The sequence below is a fragment of the uncultured Actinomyces sp. genome (genome assembly GCF_963542285.1).
Classification (GTDB): Bacteria; Actinomycetota; Actinomycetes; order Actinomycetales; family Actinomycetaceae; genus Pauljensenia.
Genome location: NZ_CAUTWQ010000002.1, coordinates 1 through 15,991, shown reverse-complemented (window position 1 = coordinate 15,991; position 15,991 = coordinate 1). Strand labels below are relative to the sequence as shown.

The 15,991-nt window shown below is 58.6% G+C and carries 17 protein-coding genes and 1 tRNA gene; 13 read left to right on the top strand and 5 right to left on the bottom strand.

Features of this window, described 5'->3' with window-relative positions:
- The first annotated feature begins 3 nt into the window (after positions 1 to 3).
- The 7 genes from RW023_RS01260 (at position 4) to RW023_RS01230 (ending at position 7,976) form a co-directional block, all read left to right on the top strand.
- Positions 4 to 2,058, top strand: coding sequence for a dipeptide/oligopeptide/nickel ABC transporter permease/ATP-binding protein (locus RW023_RS01260; protein ID WP_315579520.1), 2,055 nt, complete (start codon positions 4 to 6; stop codon positions 2,056 to 2,058).
- Entirely contained in the window at positions 2,058 to 2,876 is an 819-nt protein-coding gene (locus tag RW023_RS01255; protein ID WP_315579519.1) for an ABC transporter ATP-binding protein, read from the top strand. Before RW023_RS01260 ends, RW023_RS01255 begins: the two co-directional genes overlap by 1 nt.
- Positions 2,876 to 3,793 carry a dihydrodipicolinate synthase family protein gene (locus RW023_RS01250; RefSeq protein WP_315579518.1) on the top strand — a complete coding sequence of 306 codons (918 nt, stop codon included), beginning with the start codon at positions 2,876 to 2,878 and terminating at the stop codon, positions 3,791 to 3,793. The genes RW023_RS01255 and RW023_RS01250 overlap by 1 nt, the downstream gene beginning before the upstream one ends.
- 105 nt (positions 3,794 to 3,898) lie before the next feature.
- On the top strand, positions 3,899 to 4,819 hold the full coding sequence (locus tag RW023_RS01245; protein ID WP_315579517.1) for an ROK family protein: 921 nt from the start codon (positions 3,899 to 3,901) through the stop codon (positions 4,817 to 4,819).
- A gap of 9 nt (positions 4,820 to 4,828) precedes the next feature.
- Positions 4,829 to 5,503, top strand: coding sequence for an N-acetylmannosamine-6-phosphate 2-epimerase (locus RW023_RS01240; RefSeq protein WP_315579516.1), 675 nt, complete (start codon positions 4,829 to 4,831; stop codon positions 5,501 to 5,503).
- Positions 5,504 to 5,609: 106 nt separating this feature from the next.
- Positions 5,610 to 6,878, top strand: coding sequence for an MFS transporter (locus RW023_RS01235; protein ID WP_315579515.1), 1,269 nt, complete (start codon positions 5,610 to 5,612; stop codon positions 6,876 to 6,878).
- Positions 6,879 to 6,887: 9 nt separating this feature from the next.
- A complete protein-coding gene (locus RW023_RS01230) occupies positions 6,888 to 7,976 on the top strand; it encodes a UDP-N-acetylmuramate dehydrogenase (RefSeq protein WP_315579514.1) in 1,089 nt (362 codons plus the stop codon).
- Between the two features lie 52 nt (positions 7,977 to 8,028).
- Here the strand turns inward: RW023_RS01230 and RW023_RS01225 are convergent, their stop codons facing one another.
- The 5 genes from RW023_RS01225 to RW023_RS01205 form a co-directional block, all read right to left on the bottom strand.
- Positions 8,029 to 8,427 carry an antitoxin gene (locus RW023_RS01225; protein ID WP_315579513.1) on the bottom strand — a complete coding sequence of 133 codons (399 nt, stop codon included), beginning with the start codon at positions 8,425 to 8,427 and terminating at the stop codon, positions 8,029 to 8,031.
- Positions 8,424 to 8,894 carry a helix-turn-helix domain-containing protein gene (locus RW023_RS01220; RefSeq protein ID WP_315579657.1) on the bottom strand — a complete coding sequence of 157 codons (471 nt, stop codon included), beginning with the start codon at positions 8,892 to 8,894 and terminating at the stop codon, positions 8,424 to 8,426. The genes RW023_RS01225 and RW023_RS01220 overlap by 4 nt, the downstream gene beginning before the upstream one ends.
- A gap of 45 nt (positions 8,895 to 8,939) precedes the next feature.
- A complete protein-coding gene (locus RW023_RS01215) occupies positions 8,940 to 10,031 on the bottom strand; it encodes an adenosine deaminase (protein ID WP_315579512.1) in 1,092 nt (363 codons plus the stop codon).
- A complete protein-coding gene (locus tag RW023_RS01210; RefSeq protein ID WP_315579511.1) occupies positions 10,031 to 10,840 on the bottom strand; it encodes a lysophospholipase in 810 nt (269 codons plus the stop codon). Before RW023_RS01210 ends, RW023_RS01215 begins: the two co-directional genes overlap by 1 nt.
- A 133-nt stretch (positions 10,841 to 10,973) precedes the next feature.
- Positions 10,974 to 12,188, bottom strand: coding sequence for a pyridoxal phosphate-dependent aminotransferase (locus RW023_RS01205; RefSeq protein WP_315579510.1), 1,215 nt, complete (start codon positions 12,186 to 12,188; stop codon positions 10,974 to 10,976).
- 144 nt (positions 12,189 to 12,332) lie between these two features.
- On the opposite strand from RW023_RS01205, the gene RW023_RS01200 reads away from it, so the two are divergent.
- The 6 genes from RW023_RS01200 (at position 12,333) to RW023_RS01175 (ending at position 15,894) form a co-directional block, all read left to right on the top strand.
- Positions 12,333 to 12,408: transfer RNA gene (locus tag RW023_RS01200), tRNA-Trp, on the top strand.
- A gap of 27 nt (positions 12,409 to 12,435) precedes the next feature.
- Positions 12,436 to 12,738 (top strand): preprotein translocase subunit SecE, encoded by a 303-nt coding sequence (gene secE / locus RW023_RS01195; protein ID WP_315579509.1) that lies wholly within the window; start codon positions 12,436 to 12,438, stop codon positions 12,736 to 12,738.
- Between the two features lie 91 nt (positions 12,739 to 12,829).
- Positions 12,830 to 13,642 carry a transcription termination/antitermination protein NusG gene (gene nusG / locus RW023_RS01190; protein WP_315579508.1) on the top strand — a complete coding sequence of 271 codons (813 nt, stop codon included), beginning with the start codon at positions 12,830 to 12,832 and terminating at the stop codon, positions 13,640 to 13,642.
- Positions 13,643 to 13,876: 234 nt separating this feature from the next.
- Complete coding sequence (rplK, locus tag RW023_RS01185; RefSeq protein WP_009408634.1) at positions 13,877 to 14,311, top strand: 50S ribosomal protein L11; 435 nt, start codon at positions 13,877 to 13,879, stop codon at positions 14,309 to 14,311.
- Positions 14,312 to 14,376: 65 nt separating this feature from the next.
- The gene (gene rplA / locus RW023_RS01180) at positions 14,377 to 15,093 is read left to right on the top strand and encodes a 50S ribosomal protein L1 (RefSeq protein WP_009408635.1); all 717 of its coding nucleotides are present in this window, start codon (positions 14,377 to 14,379) and stop codon (positions 15,091 to 15,093) included.
- Between the two features lie 201 nt (positions 15,094 to 15,294).
- A complete protein-coding gene (locus RW023_RS01175; protein ID WP_315579507.1) occupies positions 15,295 to 15,894 on the top strand; it encodes an MptD family putative ECF transporter S component in 600 nt (199 codons plus the stop codon).
- Positions 15,895 to 15,991 lie beyond the last annotated feature (97 nt).

Genomic DNA, 15,991 nt, shown 5'->3' with positions numbered 1-15,991 from the left:
GTCATGAACCAGAAAGCAAAACTCGAAAAAGTTACCCGAAAGGGCGTGCGTTTTTCGCGTATCGGCGCGATGTCTTTGGGATCCAAGATCGCAATCGGTGTTTTGGCACTGATCGTTCTTGTATCAATCCTCGCGCCCTTCGTGGCACCCTATTCGCCCGAATTCATCGATACGGCGTCGCAGGGGCCGTCTTCGGCTCACCCCTTCGGTACTGACTACGCGGGTCGAGACATTCTTTCTCGCGTCCTCTTCGGTGGTCGCTACTCGCTGCTCATCGGCCTGTGCTCAACCGTGATCGCGCTCTTCTTCGGCGCAATCATCGGATCGATCGCAGCCGTGACGCGCAAGGCCATCTCCGAGACCATCATGCGCATCCTAGACATCATCATGGCTGTCCCCGGTATCGCAATGGCGGCTGTTACGGTTCTGGTCTTTGGTCGTACGCTTTCCCAATCGGGCAATAAGTTCGGGCTGGTGATGGTGATTGTCTTCTCGATCGCCTTCGTCTACATCCCGCAGCTGGCACGTATTGTTCGCGCAAACGTGATGGCCGCATACGGTGAAGACTACGTGCGTGCAGTGATCGTCTCCGGTGCCCGTGCACCGTGGATCCTCGTCAAGCACGTGATGCGTAACACTGCTGCTCCGGTTTTGGTCTTCGCCACGGTCTTGGTCGCAGATGCGATCATCCTCGAGGCCTCGCTGACCTTCATCGGTTCAGGCCTTCCCGCAACCATGGTCCCCACCTGGGGCAATATCTTGTCCGAGGCTTCGTCCAACCTCTCGATCCTGCTGGGCTACTGGTGGACCGCCTTCTTCCCCGGTTTGTTCATCATGATCACCGTCTTGTGCTTGAACATCCTCTCCGAGGGCATCACCGATGCTATGGTTGCGGCTCCTTCGATGGCAGCCGTTGCCCAGGTCGATAAGAACTCTGACCGCGAAGCCGACCGCATCCTTCTCGATCCTCGCCTCGCCTACGCCGAGCAGGCCGAGTCCTTGCAGCAACGCCTGGACGATCTGGAATCTGTCGAAGGCAAGCGTCACGATCGTTTCGTTGCCACTTCGAAAGAAGCACCTCTGCTCGAGGTCAAGGACCTGTGCATCAAGTTCGAGCGCCACGGCGATGTCAATGTCGTCGATCACGTGTCCTTCAAGGTGCGTCCCGGCGAGACCATGGGCCTCGTCGGTGAGTCCGGATGTGGTAAGTCAATTACGGCACTGACCATCATGGGCCTCATTGACCCGAAGGCAGAGATCACCGGCGAGATCCTCTACGAAGGCAAGAACCTGCTGGAGATGAAGCCTGAAGAGCGTCGTGCACTTCTGGGCCACGAGATGGCAATGATCTACCAGGATGCTCTCTCCTCACTCAACCCCGCCATGCTCATCAAGGCACAGATGAAGCAGTTGACCAAGCGTGGAGGCACTCGCAGCGCAGAAGAACTCCTTGAGCTGGTGGGCTTGGACCCCAAGCGCACCCTGGAGTCCTACCCGCACGAACTCTCCGGTGGCCAGCGTCAGCGAGTTCTGATTGCAATGGCACTGACTCGTGACCCGAAGCTCATCATTGCCGATGAACCGACCACCGCACTGGACGTTACCGTTCAGAAGCAGGTCATCGACCTGCTCAACGAGCTGCGTGAGAAGCTGGGATTCGCAATGATCTTCGTGTCCCACGACCTGGCTCTTGTCGCAGAGGTTGCCCACAACATCACCGTTATGTACGCCGGTCAGGTCATCGAGCAAGCTCCCACTCAGGAACTGCTCACTCACCCGACCCACGAGTACACCCGCGGCTTGCTGGGCGCAGTCCTTTCCATCGAGTCCGGCTCCGGACGTCTGCACCAGGTCCCCGGGACCGTGCCTTCGCCTCGGGACTTCCCGATCGGCGACCGCTTCGCCCCGCGTTCCTCGCACCCCGACTACGGCCTCGACATTCGCCCGGTCCTCACCGAGGTGGGCCCCGAGCACGTGTATGCGGCGCTGCCGCCTCGCGAAGAGGTCCTTGTCGTAAGCGAATCCGTCGTCATTGAAGAAGGTCAGGAGGAAAACTGATGAGTACTGAAACTCCGATCATCGAGCTCAAAGACGTTGAGGTGACCTTCAACTCCCGCACTGGCTCACTGTTCCGCCCCAACAAGGTGCACGCGGTTCGCGGTGTCAACATGCGCATTGAGCGCGGACAGACGCTCGGTATCGTCGGCGAATCGGGCTGTGGCAAGTCCACGACCGCGAACGTCATGTGCGGCCTGCAGATGGCGACGAAGGGCAAGGTGTTCTTCAACGGTGAGGAAGTCACAAAGCGTGGCGCAGATGCACGTAGGCGCATCGGACGCGTCGTCTCGGTGGTCTTCCAGGACCCGGCAACTGCTCTCAACCCACGTATGCACGTTGCTGATCAGCTTGCTGATCCGCTGCGTGTGCACAAGATTGGTGACGAGGCCTCGCGAGTCAAGCGCGTTCGCGAACTGATCTCCTTCGTGGGCTTGCCCTCGAGCGCCTTGGACGCGCTTCCGGGCCAGCTCTCCGGCGGTCAGCGTCAACGTGTGGCAATCGCCCGAGCCCTGTCCATCGGCCCCGATGCGATCATCGCTGACGAACCGACCAGTGCTCTGGACGTCTCGGTTCGCGCTCAGATCCTCAACCTGCTCACGGACCTCAAGAGTGAACTGGGCTTGGCGATGGTCTTCATCTCGCACGATATTCAAACTGTTCGCTACGTTTCTGACCGGATCGCTGTGATGAATGGCGGAAAGGTCGTTGAAGAGGGACCGGCAGCTGAATTGCTGGCATCCCCGAAGGATCCCTACACCCGCAAGCTCCTGGGGGCTGCACCCTCGCTGCTGCATCCAACTCTCGGAGGAGAGAACTAATGAGTTCACAGATTCGCGGCGTTGTCCCGCCGTTGGCTATCCCGCTGAAGAACGGCGAGCTGGACGTTGCCTCGCTGGAGCGCCACATCAACCGCATGATTGGTGCGGGGCTGAACGGCCTCTTCGTCTCCGGCTCGACCGGTGAGGTTGCATTCTCGACCTCCGAGCGTCGTCAGCAGATCCAGCGCGAGGTTGTTCGCATTGTCGACGGTCGCGTTCCGCTGCTGGTCGGTGTGATCGATACCGAAACTGAGCGTGTCATTGAGAACATCAAGGCCGTCGAGGAAATCGGTGGAGCTCTGGGCGTCGTTGCAACCGCTCCTTTCTATGCGCTGGGCGGCCAGGCAGAGATCGAAAAGCACTTCCGCATCCTCAAGGAAAACACCAATCTTGAGCTGTGGGCTTACGACATTCCCGTCTGCGTCCACACGAAGCTGCAGAACGATCTTGTTCTTCGCTTGGGTAAGGAAGGCATTCTTGACGGCGTGAAGGATTCTTCCGGTGACGATGTGGGCTTCCGCTGGCTGTCCCGTGCGAACGAGGCCGCTGGCCACCCGCTTCAGCTGCTGACCGGCCACGAAGTGGTTGTCGACGGTGCTTACATGTCGGGTGCAGATGGCTCGGTCCCCGGCCTGGCCAATGTTGACCCCGATGGCTACGTCCGTCAGTGGCAGGCTTTCGAGCGCGGTGACTGGGAAGCCGTGCGCGCCGAGCAGGACCGCCTTGCGGACCTCATGCGCATCGTTCTGGTGAAGGGCGTTCAGGGCTTCGGCGCTGGCGTTGGTGCCTTCAAGACTGCTCTGCAGCTTCTGGGTGTCTTTGATTCCAACGAGATGCCGCGTCCTGTTGCTGCCCTCGAAGGTGACAACGTCGAGCACGTTGCTTCCGTCCTGCGCGAAGCTGGCTTGCTCTCCTGATCATCAGCGAGGCCGAGGTGGTCCTCCTCTCGCGTACGCGCGAGCGTGCGCCCGCCTTGGCCTCGCTGATTACCATTTTCATTCGTTCTTTAGTGGAGAACTTTCATGACTACGCTCCTCGCCCTTGATATCGGCGGAACCAAAGTCGGTTGGGGCATCGTCGAAGTTGGAGAAAACTACACGGTTGTTGAGCGGGGCTCAATTCCCACCGAGGCTTCCCGTGGGGGCGCCGACGTTGCCGAGCGAATCTGCTCGCTGGCCTCGTCTCTCAAAGAAGCTCACCCCGAGGCCTCGGGTGTCGCAATTGCTTCTGCTGGGGTCGTCGACCCCGTTGAAGGAAAGATTGTCTCTGCGACTGACATCATGCCCGGGTGGGGAGGAACCCCTCTGGGGGAGCTCGTTGCGCAGCGCACGGGACTTCCTGTGCGCGTCCTTAACGACGTCCACGCACACGGTTTGGGCGAAGCAACCTTGGGAGCCGGACGCCCCTATTCCTCAGTACTTTCGATCGCAGTAGGGACCGGAATTGGTGGTGCTCTGGTCGAAGACGGCCATGTCACTTTTGGCTCCCGCGGGATCGCTGGGCATGTCGGTCACATCCACCACCACTTCGCCCCCGATATGGTCTGTTCCTGCGGCCGACTTGGTCACATCGAGGCATTCTGTTCAGGGTCAGGAATTACGACCTGGTACAACTCGCTGCGTCCTCAAGATGCTCCCGAAGTCGATGGCGGTCGCGCGCTGCAAGAACTCGCCGATGCGGGTGACCCGCTGGCTTGCGCCTGCTTCTCGCGCTCTGCGTACGCACTGGGTGAGGCTACGGCCTCGCTGGTCAACTGCGTGGACCCGGCAGCGGTCATTATCTCCGGTTCGATGACTCGCTCGGGGGATATCTGGTGGGATGGTCTGCGTGAAGGTTTCGCGGCCAGCGCGATGACTCCCGTTGCTGATACACCGATCCTTATTGGTTCCCTGGGCGGCGATGCGCCGCTGCTCGGGGCTGTTTCTTTCTTCCTCAACGCATAGGAGTTCACCATGCATTCGCTTATTGCCGGCCTGAAGGGGAAGCTCATTGTTTCCGTTCAGGCTTACCCAGGAGAGCCCATGCGGCACCCCGAAACCATGGCGCAGATCGCGCGCGCTGCCGAAATCGGTGGAGCCGCGGCAATTCGCTGCCAAGGGTTGTCTGATATTTCCGCAATCAAGGGACGCGTGGATGTACCCGTCATTGGTTTGTGGAAGGAAGGCCACGAAGGCGTCTACATCACTCCCTCGCTTCGTCACGCGCGCGCCTGCGTGATGGCCGGTGCCGATATCGTGGCTCTTGATGCGACGGGTCGTCCGCGCCTTGATGGTCGTAGTTTTGCCGAAACCGTTGCAGCTCTTCGCGAAGAAGAGACTCTGGTTATGGCTGACTGCGGATCTTTTGAAGATGCGCAGCGCGCTGTTGATGCCGGTGTCGATATCGTCTCGACCACCCTTGCCGGCTACACCGGTGATCGTCCGAAGACCGATGGCCCGGATTTGGAACTTCTCAAGCAGACGGTTCAGGCATTCCCGAATGTTCCCGTGATCTGTGAGGGGCGTATTCACACTCCGGAGCATGCCGCAGCTGCCATGAAGCTCGGTGCCTTCGCAGTGATCGTGGGTACCGCAATTACTCACCCAACGTCGGTAACTGGTTGGTTTAAGGCCGCAGTCGAAAACTAGCGTTATTCCCGAATTTCAATCGGTGTCCGTGTGGAGCTATTTCACACGGACACCTCTTTTTTTGGGCCTTTAACCACGGACCTTTCAGCGAGTAAAATTTCGAACCATGTCTATTCCCCCATCCCGTGCTCACAGTGCTCTTCGTGCGACCTTCGTGGTCTATGCAGGCCTAGGTTTCGCAACCTCAGCATGGCTGTCACGTCTACCAGATGTGCGTGATCATCTGGGACTGACCCCGGGCACAATCGGCATGATGCTGCTGATCGCCTCCTTGGGATCTTTGTTGACTCTTCCCACTTCCGGCCCGATCGTCATGAAGATCGGTGCACGGTGGGCTGGACGAATCGGCGTATTCATTTGGGCAATAGGCATTGCCGGTGCAGCAAGTGGAACCCTGATGGAATCCCTTCCTGTCTTCACGGCATCTTTGGTGTTGATGTCTGCGGGAACGGGTCTGTGGGGCTCGAGCATGAACATCGAGGCAGGCCTTGTACAAGCTGCTGTGCGGCGATTGGTTGTTCCCGTCATTCAGGCGATGTATGCCGTGGGTATGCTTGGCGGTGCGCTTGTAGGCGCGCTTGCCGCACGCGCGGGACTTCCTGTTGCGGCTCACCTTTTCGGCTTGGCCGCACTTGAGCTCATGGTCTGTGGCATCGCTGTCGGTTTCTACCTCAGTCAAGATGAGGTCGCCACTCTTGAATCCGCGAAGGAAAGTTCCCTGGGCGAAGGGGAGGAGGCCTCGGGAAACGACGAGGCCTCGGGAAACAATGTGAAGAAGGGACTGACCCGCCTGGCGTGGCGCGAGCGTCGCACGGTCCTGATTGCGCTCATGGTGATGAGTGGTGGCTTGATGGAAGGCGCTGCTAATGACTGGCTGAACCTGTCGATGGTCGACGGTTATGGTTTTGCCACCTCGAGCGCGTCGGCGATCTTCGCATTCTTCTTGCTCATGATGACGCTGATGCGTTTTGCTTCGCCGCGTTTGGAAAGGCGTTTTGGTGCGCCGCATTTGCTGCGATTCACCATGGGATGCGCGATCATCGGCCTACTGCTTGTTGCTTTTGCTCCGCATCATATTTTGGCGATCCTTGGCGTTGCATTGTGGGGTATTGGGGCTTCTTTGGTCTTCCCTCTGGGTATTTCCGCACTCAGCGTTGATCCCGTGATGACTCCGGCTCGCGTCTCGGTGCTCTCGACGGTGAATTATGGTTCGGCGCTCATTGGGCCGCCGGTTTTGGGCTTGATCGCCGATCATGTCGGTTACCACCGCGCTCTTGCCTTCGTCGTTTTTCCTGTGCTTCTGGCCATCGTCTTGGCCGGACAGGTTCCGGACCAGCGGGGGCGCGTGCGAGCCGTTGCACCCCTTGGCGATTAATCTTGAGTCATGACGACTCTTGCTGAATTGACGACCTTTCGCGTGGGCGGAGAGGTTTCTCGCCTTGTTCGCGCGGCTTCCAGTGAGGAATTGCTTGCTGCCGTGCGCGCGGCCGATGAGGAGCAGCGCCAGCTTCTAGTTTTGGGTGGCGGATCGAATCTGCTTGCATCCGATGCTCCATTTGATGGAACCGTCATCGCTGTGCGTCCGGCTGCACAAATCGCTCGCGTCATTGAAGAGGACGGGGCTGACTCGGTGATCGTCCGCGTGTGGGCCGGCACGATCTGGGATGACTTTGTTGCGTGGAGCGTCGACGAACACTTGTCCGGTATCGAGGCCTTGTCGGGGATCCCCGGAAGCGCGGGGGCATCCCCGGTACAGAACGTGGGCGCCTACGGACATGAGGTCGCTGAAACAATTCATAGCGTCGAGGCCTACGACCGCCTCGAGCAGCGCATCGTCCGCTTGCTTCCCACAGAGCTAGGTTTTGCCTACCGTTCCTCCGCGATCAAGCACAGCATCGGTCAGCCCGGTCTTCCCGGCCGCGTGTGGGGGCCGACGGGACGTTGGGTCGTGTTGAGCGTCGACTTCCGGCTTGAACGCTCATCCCTGAGCGCCCCCGTCATGTACTCCGAACTCGCGCGGCGCCTCGGAGTGGACGCTGGGGAGCGTGCCGAGGCATCCCTGGTCCGCTCGACCGTGCTTGAGCTGCGCACGGGGAAGGGAATGGTCTTAAATCCCGAGGACCACGATACGTGGAGCGCGGGATCTTTCTTCACCAACCCTATCCTTCCCGAGGCCGTGGCAGCCGCACTCCCTGAAGAGGCGCCTCGTTTCCCCGCGGGGGAGGGACTGGTGAAAACCAGTGCCGCCTGGCTCATTGACCACGCGGGCTGCCCCAAGGGCTTCCATCTTCCCGAGGCCGGAAATCCGCCTCGTGCATCCTTGTCCACCAAGCACGTGCTCGCACTGACAAACCGTGGGGGCGCAAGCGGCGCAGACATCGAGGCCTTGGCGCGTGCTGTGCGCGGGCGCGTGTTTGACGCCTATGGCGTGACTCTTGTGCCTGAGCCTGTTGCCATCGGTATTGAGTGGTAACGCGGACCTTCGTCAACTTTGCGAGCAGGCTAATAGTTTGCCCGAGAGGCTGTCATCTATCTGCTTGAACTGCACTGCGCAGGCGTTCGATCATATCGGGAACATTGCGGGTAACGGCCGTCCACAGAAGTTTGTCATCCATGCTTTGGTACCCCGAATGCGCCGCGATGTCCCGAGTCGTCCGCAGCGCGCGCTTCTCGACTGAGCTGAGGGCATCCATGTATGGCGCGTATTTCTCACGCTCCAGGAAACCGGCCAGTCGGATGATCACCATGCACGCGGAGTCATATTCGGGGCAATCGCTGTTGAAGGTCTCGGCGGGGACCCCAGCAACCCGCTCGATGCGTCGGGTGATAACGTCAAGTTCACGTAAGAAGTTATCAACGTCGAAGCAAGGTGTTTGTCTCTTTGCCGCGCGTGGCCGAGGCGTGAAAGACGCAGGGTCGCTCACAGTGGTACCGCCTCGTCGATGATGTCCCGCAGATCTTCGGGTACGTGAGTATCCGCGTGGACTTCGGTAGGAAATCCCGTGAGTTCGCTTGTAAACGAGGCGATATCTGCCAGCTCGAACAGTGACAGCTCGCGGGTGGGTGTACCGATCAGATCGATATCCGATTCAAAACCGTCCGTCCCCTGAGCGATGGAGCCAAAGACTCGGAGGGATTCTAGTCCTTGTTCCGTGGCATAGCGGCTGATAGTGGGGGCGTAACGGGATAAAGGGACGGAAGGGCGATAGTCGGCAGCGCGAAGAATTTTTTCTAAAAGCTCGGCGGATACCGCACGTTTCCCAGCTTCGATTTGTGCAAGGGTTGACTGGCTCATCCCGGTCATCCCCGCTAGTTCAGCCTGTGTAAGCGAAGCATCAGTGCGCGCTTCGCGCACAAGCAATGGTGCGTGCTCCCGATTAAAACGCGTCATAAGGGCATGATAGTGCACGGATGCACTATTGGTGAAGAGAAATACTTAGGCTGCGGGCGGGGTTGCAAGCCACTGATCGATTTCCGCTTTCCACACGCGTTTCGATGCCTCGCTGGCCAAGGAAGCATCAATCGATTGACGGGCCAGATCTGCCAGCTGTGCGTCAGAAAGCCCAAAAACATCACGCGCGGCCTCGTACTGGGCAACCACACGCGAATGGAACAACAAGGGGTCGTCAGCCGAAAGAGCAACGCGCGCGCCGGCCTCGATAAAGCGCATGAGTGGAACAGATGCAAAATCTGGGAAGACCCCCAGGTGAATATTCGAGGTCGGACAGACTTCGAAAGAAATATCCGCGTCAATCAAACGCCGCATCAAATCGGGATCTTCACTGGTGCGCACGCCGTGACCTAAACGTGTTGGGTGCAGGGCTGAAACAACATTCTTCACAGACTCTGGGCCCAAAAGCTCCCCGCCGTGAGGAACCGAGGCTAAACCGCCATCACGGGCAATGCGGAAGGCAGGAGCAAAAGCTGAGGTATCGCCAACGCGCTCATCATTGGACAGACCAAAACCCACAACCTGTCCGGGGCCATCGCCGGCATACTGAACCGCCAGACGCGCAAGCGTGCGTGCGTCAAGAGGATGGCGAATTCGCGAGGCTGCAACGATCAATGCAACTTCAACGCCCGTGCGCTTCCCCGCAGCGATGGCCTCGTCAATGATGATCTCCAAAGCGGGGGTAATCCCGCCAACCCAGGGCGCGTAAGAGGTGGGGTCGACCTGCATTTCGAGGCGACGCGAGCCCTCGACCGCATCATCTTCCGCGGCCTCGGCAACGATCCGCCGCATCGCGGCTTCGGAACGCACCAAAGCGCGCGCCGCGTCGTAGGAACGCTGGAAACGGAACCATCCGCGGGCGTCTGCGGGCACGATTAAGGGATCCAAGTCCAACAGGTGCGGGGGAAGGCGTGTGCCTTTTTCCTGCGCCATATCCACCAGCGTCTGTGGGCGCATCGCACCTGTGAAGTGCAGGTGAAGATGCGCTTTGGGGAGTGTGGACAGCGGTCGTCGCCCAGGGGGAGTCGGCGCTGGAACGGTCAGAGATGGCTGGCGAGGAATAGACGTCGACGCCATCAGTGCCTCTCGACCCACAGGAGCAGGTCATGTAGGACCATATCCTTCTCAGGCTCATTTAAGACTTCGTGGCAGGCCCCATCGATGATCCGCAGGTGAATATCGGCATCGGGGTGAGCCTCAAGCACGCGCGTAACAAACTCTGCAGAGCCCTCCGGCGAGGTCAGCTCATCGGCGCTGCCGTGGAAAATTAGCGTGGGGCAGCTCAGGCGATCCGCATGATCAAGTGCCTTCTTGCCCTGAATCACCATGGTTGAGGCGGTCAGAAGCGGGGGAGCGCCGTGGTAGTTGAGGGGATCGGCGTCGAAAGCTTCTTGGACGCTGGGATCACGCGAAAGCAAGGAGTGTTCGGGCGTGGACTGTGCCGCTGGAACCTGTACTCCCGGCAGATAGCGAGCCAGTTTCCCGAGGCCGCCAACCACAGGCATAGGAAGCTGGGGGAGTGGAATAAAAGCAGGCCCAGTGAGGACCATGCAGCGCAGATCCTTGCGGTAGATCAGTGCAGAGGCAGCGGTAATTAAACCACCCATCGAGTGCCCAAAGAGGATCAATTCATCGCAGCGTGAATCGTGAAGAGCCTCTTGACGGGCACTGATGTGGTCCTTGATTAGCAGACCGACATCGACCTGGGCGCGAGGGCCGGGAGAAGTGCCATGACCGTAGTGGTCGTAGGTTGACACATCGTAGCCAGCCTGAAGAAGCGCATTGACCAGCCCTTCAAAACGTCCCGAATGCTCACCATAACCGTGGGCGACAAGGACGTGTCCATTGGGTTGGTCGAGGTGTGTTCTCAGCGTCGAAAGGTCCATATGTCAATTGTGACAGCTCAAGCTCCATTTTGGATAGCGCTATTGGGGTATTTATTGACGCGGAGTAAGAAAACCCGGGCGGTGGCACTGCGGCGCTACCGCCCGGGTGTATTGAAATTTTGATTCAGGTGTGTCAGTGAGCTTCTGCCAGAAGTTCCTGAATTCGTCCCACGCCCTCAACGAGGTCCTCGTCTGCCAAGGCATACGACAGGCGAATGAAACCAGAGGGGCCGAAGGCCTCGCCGGGAACGACTGCGACCTCGACCTCATCCAAGATCAGGTCGGCCAATTCGGCGGAAGTGGTTGGGACCTTCCCGCGAATCTCTCGCCCAAGAAGATCCTTGACCGCCGGATAGGCGTAGAAGGCACCCCTCGGTGTGGGAACCTGAAGTCCGTCGATTTCGCGAAGCATCTTCACCATGGTCTGGCGACGCCGATCGAATGCCTGACGCATATGTTCAACGACATCCAGTGGCCCATTGAGAGCGGCGATTGCTGCACACTGAGCAATGTTGTTGACATTCGATGTCAGGTGCGATTGGAAGGAGGTTGCTGCACGGATCACGTCGCGGGGACCGATCATCCAACCCACACGCCAACCGGTCATCGCATAGGTCTTTGCGACACCGTTCAACACGATGGTCTGGTCGGCAAGTTCGGGGACAAGCTTGACGATGTGTGCGCTTTGTGCACCGTCGTAGAGTAGGTGCTCGTAGATCTCATCGGTGATCACCCACACGCCGTGCTTGAGTGCCCACTGACCGATGGTCGTCAGCTCAGCGGGAGTGTAAACAGCACCCGTTGGGTTCGAGGGTGAGCATAGAAGAAGAAGCTTTGTGCGAGGGGTGCGCGCGGCCTCGAGCTGGTCAACGGTGACCTTGTAGTCCTGGTCGGCGCCTGCGAAAACTTCTACCGGGGTTGCGCCCGCGAGCTTGATCACCTCGGGGTAGGTGGTCCAGTAGGGGGTGGGGAGGATGGCCTCGTCTCCGGGGTTCAGTAGCGAGGCGAATGCCTGAAAAACCGCCTGCTTTCCACCGTTAGTCACCAAAACTTGGTCGGGGCTGACCTCGTAACCTGAATCACGCAGAGTTTTGTGTGCGATTGCTTCCTTGAGTGCAGGAAGACCCGATGCCGGAGTGTAACGGTACATTGCGGGGGTGCGTGCTGCTTCGAGCGCCGCCTCGACAATGTAATCAGGGGTTGCGAAATCAGGTTCGCCCGCACCGAAACCAACGACGGGGCGCCCCTGAGCCTTCAGTGCTTTAGCCTTAGCGTCGACGGCAAGGGTTGCAGATGGGGTGATATTGGCGAAGCGTGTTGAGATACGCGAAGCTGATTGAGTGTCCACATCAGTATTGTGACATGGTCGCAGTGATTTATTGGTCTGAGTCACAATTTGAGCTTCTGTGTGGGATTGCTACACGGATGAGTTGGACATGGGACGCGTTCTCCCCTAAACTCAACCAGGCAACACTTTTTATAGAGTTGCAGTAGGGCAGTGGCGCAATTGGTAGCGCACCGGTCTCCAAAACCGGCGGTTGTGGGTTCGAGTCCCGCCTGCCCTGCCACTTAGGTGCAGAACTATTGGAGGAACGATGAGCGAATCCCAGGCTCGCCGTGACGAATCGCCCAAGGCGGATCGTACAAAGAGCGGTGCAACGCGCTCTCGTAAAGCCTCCTCCTCTGAGAAGACCCAGGAAAAGCGTCCAAATATCTTCAAGCGCATGGTGATCTTCGTCTCTCAGGTTGTCGCTGAGATGAAGAAAGTTGTTTATCCCAGCGGATCAGAGACGTGGACCTACTTCGTTGTCGTGATTGTGTTTGTTACCGCAGTTATGGCTTTCACTGGAATTCTTGATTTCCTATTCGGTAGACTAAGTTCCATCGTATTTGGCTGAAACCGTGACCCGCCCGCAGGAATGCAGGCGGGTTTCTTCTACGGCTCGGCCGTGAAGCACCGCGCAAGCGGTAACCACAGGAGGAAAACCCGTGAGCCAGGACAAGATCGAGGGCCAGGAACCCGATACTTTTGACGGTGGAATCGCCCCCGAAGGTGAGCTGGAAACCGCTGCACAGCGCGAGGATGAGCGCGAAGAGCGCCTTGAAGACGCCCCCGAAGAGCGCAAGGAAGCTCTTGAGGAAGGCGAAGCGATTGCTGGCGTCGAGGAAGCAGCTGCGGAAGCGGCCTCGAGCGAGGATGATCCCATCGAAAAGCTGCGCCGTGAGCTCTACATGTCTCCCGGCGACTGGTACGTCATCCACACCTACTCCGGCCACGAGCGCAAGGTGAAGGCAAACCTCGAGCAGCGTATTACCAACCAGAACATGGAAGACTCGATTTTCCAGGTCGAGGTTCCCGATGAGTATGTGATGGAGTACCGCGGAAACGCAAAGAAGCGCGTTCGTCGCGTGCGCATCCCCGGATATGTCATCGTGTGCATGGACTTCAACGAAGATTCCTACCGCGTGGTGAAGGAAACGCCCGCGGTTACCGGCTTCGTTGGTGATCAGCATAATCCCGTGCCGCTGTCGATCGACGAGGTCGTTATGCTGCTGACCCCGAACGTACTCGAGGCTGCTGCCGCTGAGGAAAAGAGCGCTCCTGCTCCCGTTCAGGAAGTTCGCACTCAGTTCGAGGTTGGCGAGGTCGTCACCGTTACCGATGGTGCATTCGCCTCCATGAGCGCAGTGATCTCTGAGATCATGCCTGAAACTCAGCGTCTGAAGGTCCTCCTGACCATTTTCGAGCGTGAGACCCCCATGGAACTCACCTTCGATCAGGTCGAGAAGATCGAAGAGTAAATTCGCTGAAACGCAAGTGGGTGCTCCCTTTCTGCTGGTGCAGTGAATGCCAGCTGATCTCTCGATCGGCGTGAGCTGCAGCACCTAGACTTGGGGAGTCACCCACATCGCGTTATCATGTAGATTCGTGCGTCTGGGTGGACTTTGTCTACAGGTTGCTCTTCCTGTAGATCCCACGTGGACGTATGCCGCGGTAGTCTCCGCGGATGAGTAAGAAATAGAAAGACCCGAAATATGGCACCGAAGAAGAAGAAGGTCACCGGCCTCATCAAGCTGCAGATCGCTGCAGGCGCCGCGACCCCGGCTCCGCCCGTTGGTCCTGCACTGGGCCAGCACGGCGTTAACATCGTTGAATTCACGAAGGCATACAACGCTGCAACTGAGTCGCAGCGCGGTTCGATCGTCCCGGTTGAAATCACCGTTTACGAAGATCGTTCCTTCACCTTCGTTCTGAAGACCCCTCCGGCCTCCGAGATGATCAAGAAGGCTGCAGGTGTTGCAAAGGGTTCGGGCACCCCGAACACCGCCAAGGTTGGATCGATCACCATGGATCAGGTGCGCGAAATCGCCCAGGCCAAGATGGTTGACCTCAACGCCAACGACATTGATGCTGCATCCAAGATCGTCGCGGGCACCGCACGTTCCATGGGCATCACTGTTCAGGACTGACCCTTTAATTTCCGTGGTAGGGCAGGCGCTGCCCGACACCCACACCTGCAAGGAGAAGAAGCAGAATGACGAAGCGCTCTAAGAGCTACCGCGCAGCGGCGGAGAAGATCCACGCTGGCGAACTGTACAGCCCCCTGGCCGCAATGCGTTTGGCCAAGGAAACCTCGGTCACCAAGTTCGATTCAACCGTTGAGGTTGTTATGCGACTGGGTGTTGATCCCCGTAAGGCCGATCAGATGGTCCGAGGCACCGTTTCCCTGCCGCACGGCACCGGTAAGACCTCCCGGGTCTTGGTCTTCGCCGTTGGCGAGCGCGCACAGGAAGCAATCGACGCCGGAGCCGACGAAGTCGGTGGCGACGAGCTGATCGAGAAGGTTGCTAAGGGCTACACCGACTTCGATGTCGCCGTTGCAACCCCCGACCTCATGGGCAAGGTTGGCCGTCTGGGCCGCGTGCTTGGTCCCCGTGGCCTCATGCCGAACCCCAAGACCGGCACCGTCACCATGGACGTCGCCAAGGCCGTTAAGGAAATCAAGGGCGGTCGTATCGAGTTCCGTGTCGACAAGCACGCAAACCTGGCTTTCATTGTCGGTAAGGCTTCCTTCACCGCCGAGCAGCTGGTCGAGAACTACGCTGTCGTCTTGGAAGAAATCCTGCGCCTGAAGCCGGCTTCCGCAAAGGGCCGTTACATCCTCAAGGCTACGGTCGCCACGACCATGGGCCCTGGTATTCCGCTGGATGCCACCAAGACTCGCGCCCTGACCTCCGAGGACGCTTCCTGAAGCACTAGAGGTTAACGGCAGATAGTCGTTTCAAGTGGGTCCCCACGAGCGCTGCTCGTGGGGACCCACTTGCTTTATCAGTTTCTTCACATTCTGCGAGAAAGCGCACGTCGCACTGGGTATAAAGTCTTTCGATAATCTTAAAAGATAGGCTAACCTTAGCTTTGTTCAATAAACCTTATATCGTGAAAGGCCACGATTATGACTCAGGGTTCAGGCTCGGGTGTAACAAAGGCACGCTCGGCTGTCACCATTGGCGCGTTTACTGCTGTCTATTTCATTCTCATGTGGTGCTCGGGAATGCTCGGCTTCTTCGGCCCCGCGTTCATGTTCGTCGGTTGGATTGTTGGTCTGATCCTCAATGGGCCGGTCGTCATGCTCATGATGGTGCGCTCGCGCATGTTTGGGACCATGACGATCATGGCGGGCGTCGTTGCCTTCCTGATGGTCGTCACCGGACATTCGTGGGTGACCGTACCGGTCGCTTTTGTTCTCGGTTTCCTGGCTGACCTTATCGCCCGCAGTGGTGGCTATCTGAGTGCTCCTCGAAACATCGCAGCATACATGATCTTCTCCCTGTGGATGATCGGCCCGCTCGCTCCAATTTTCTTTGCCCCTGACTCCTACTACGCGGATGTCGCGTCCCAGATGGGGCAGGACTACGCTGACGGCATGCGAGCGCTCTTTAGCCCCGCAGTCATCAGCGGGTGGGTTGTCGTTGCGATGATCTTTGCGTGCCTCGGCGGGCTTATTGGTCGTTTCTTGCTGCGCAAGCATTTCTCGAAGGCCGGCGTTGCCTGAGATCTCGCTGGTCGAGGCCAACCCAGGCGAGTCAGCAAGCAAGCTGGACCCGCGCACAAAGCTTCTAGCCCTCCTCATCCTCAATGCACTCGTTATG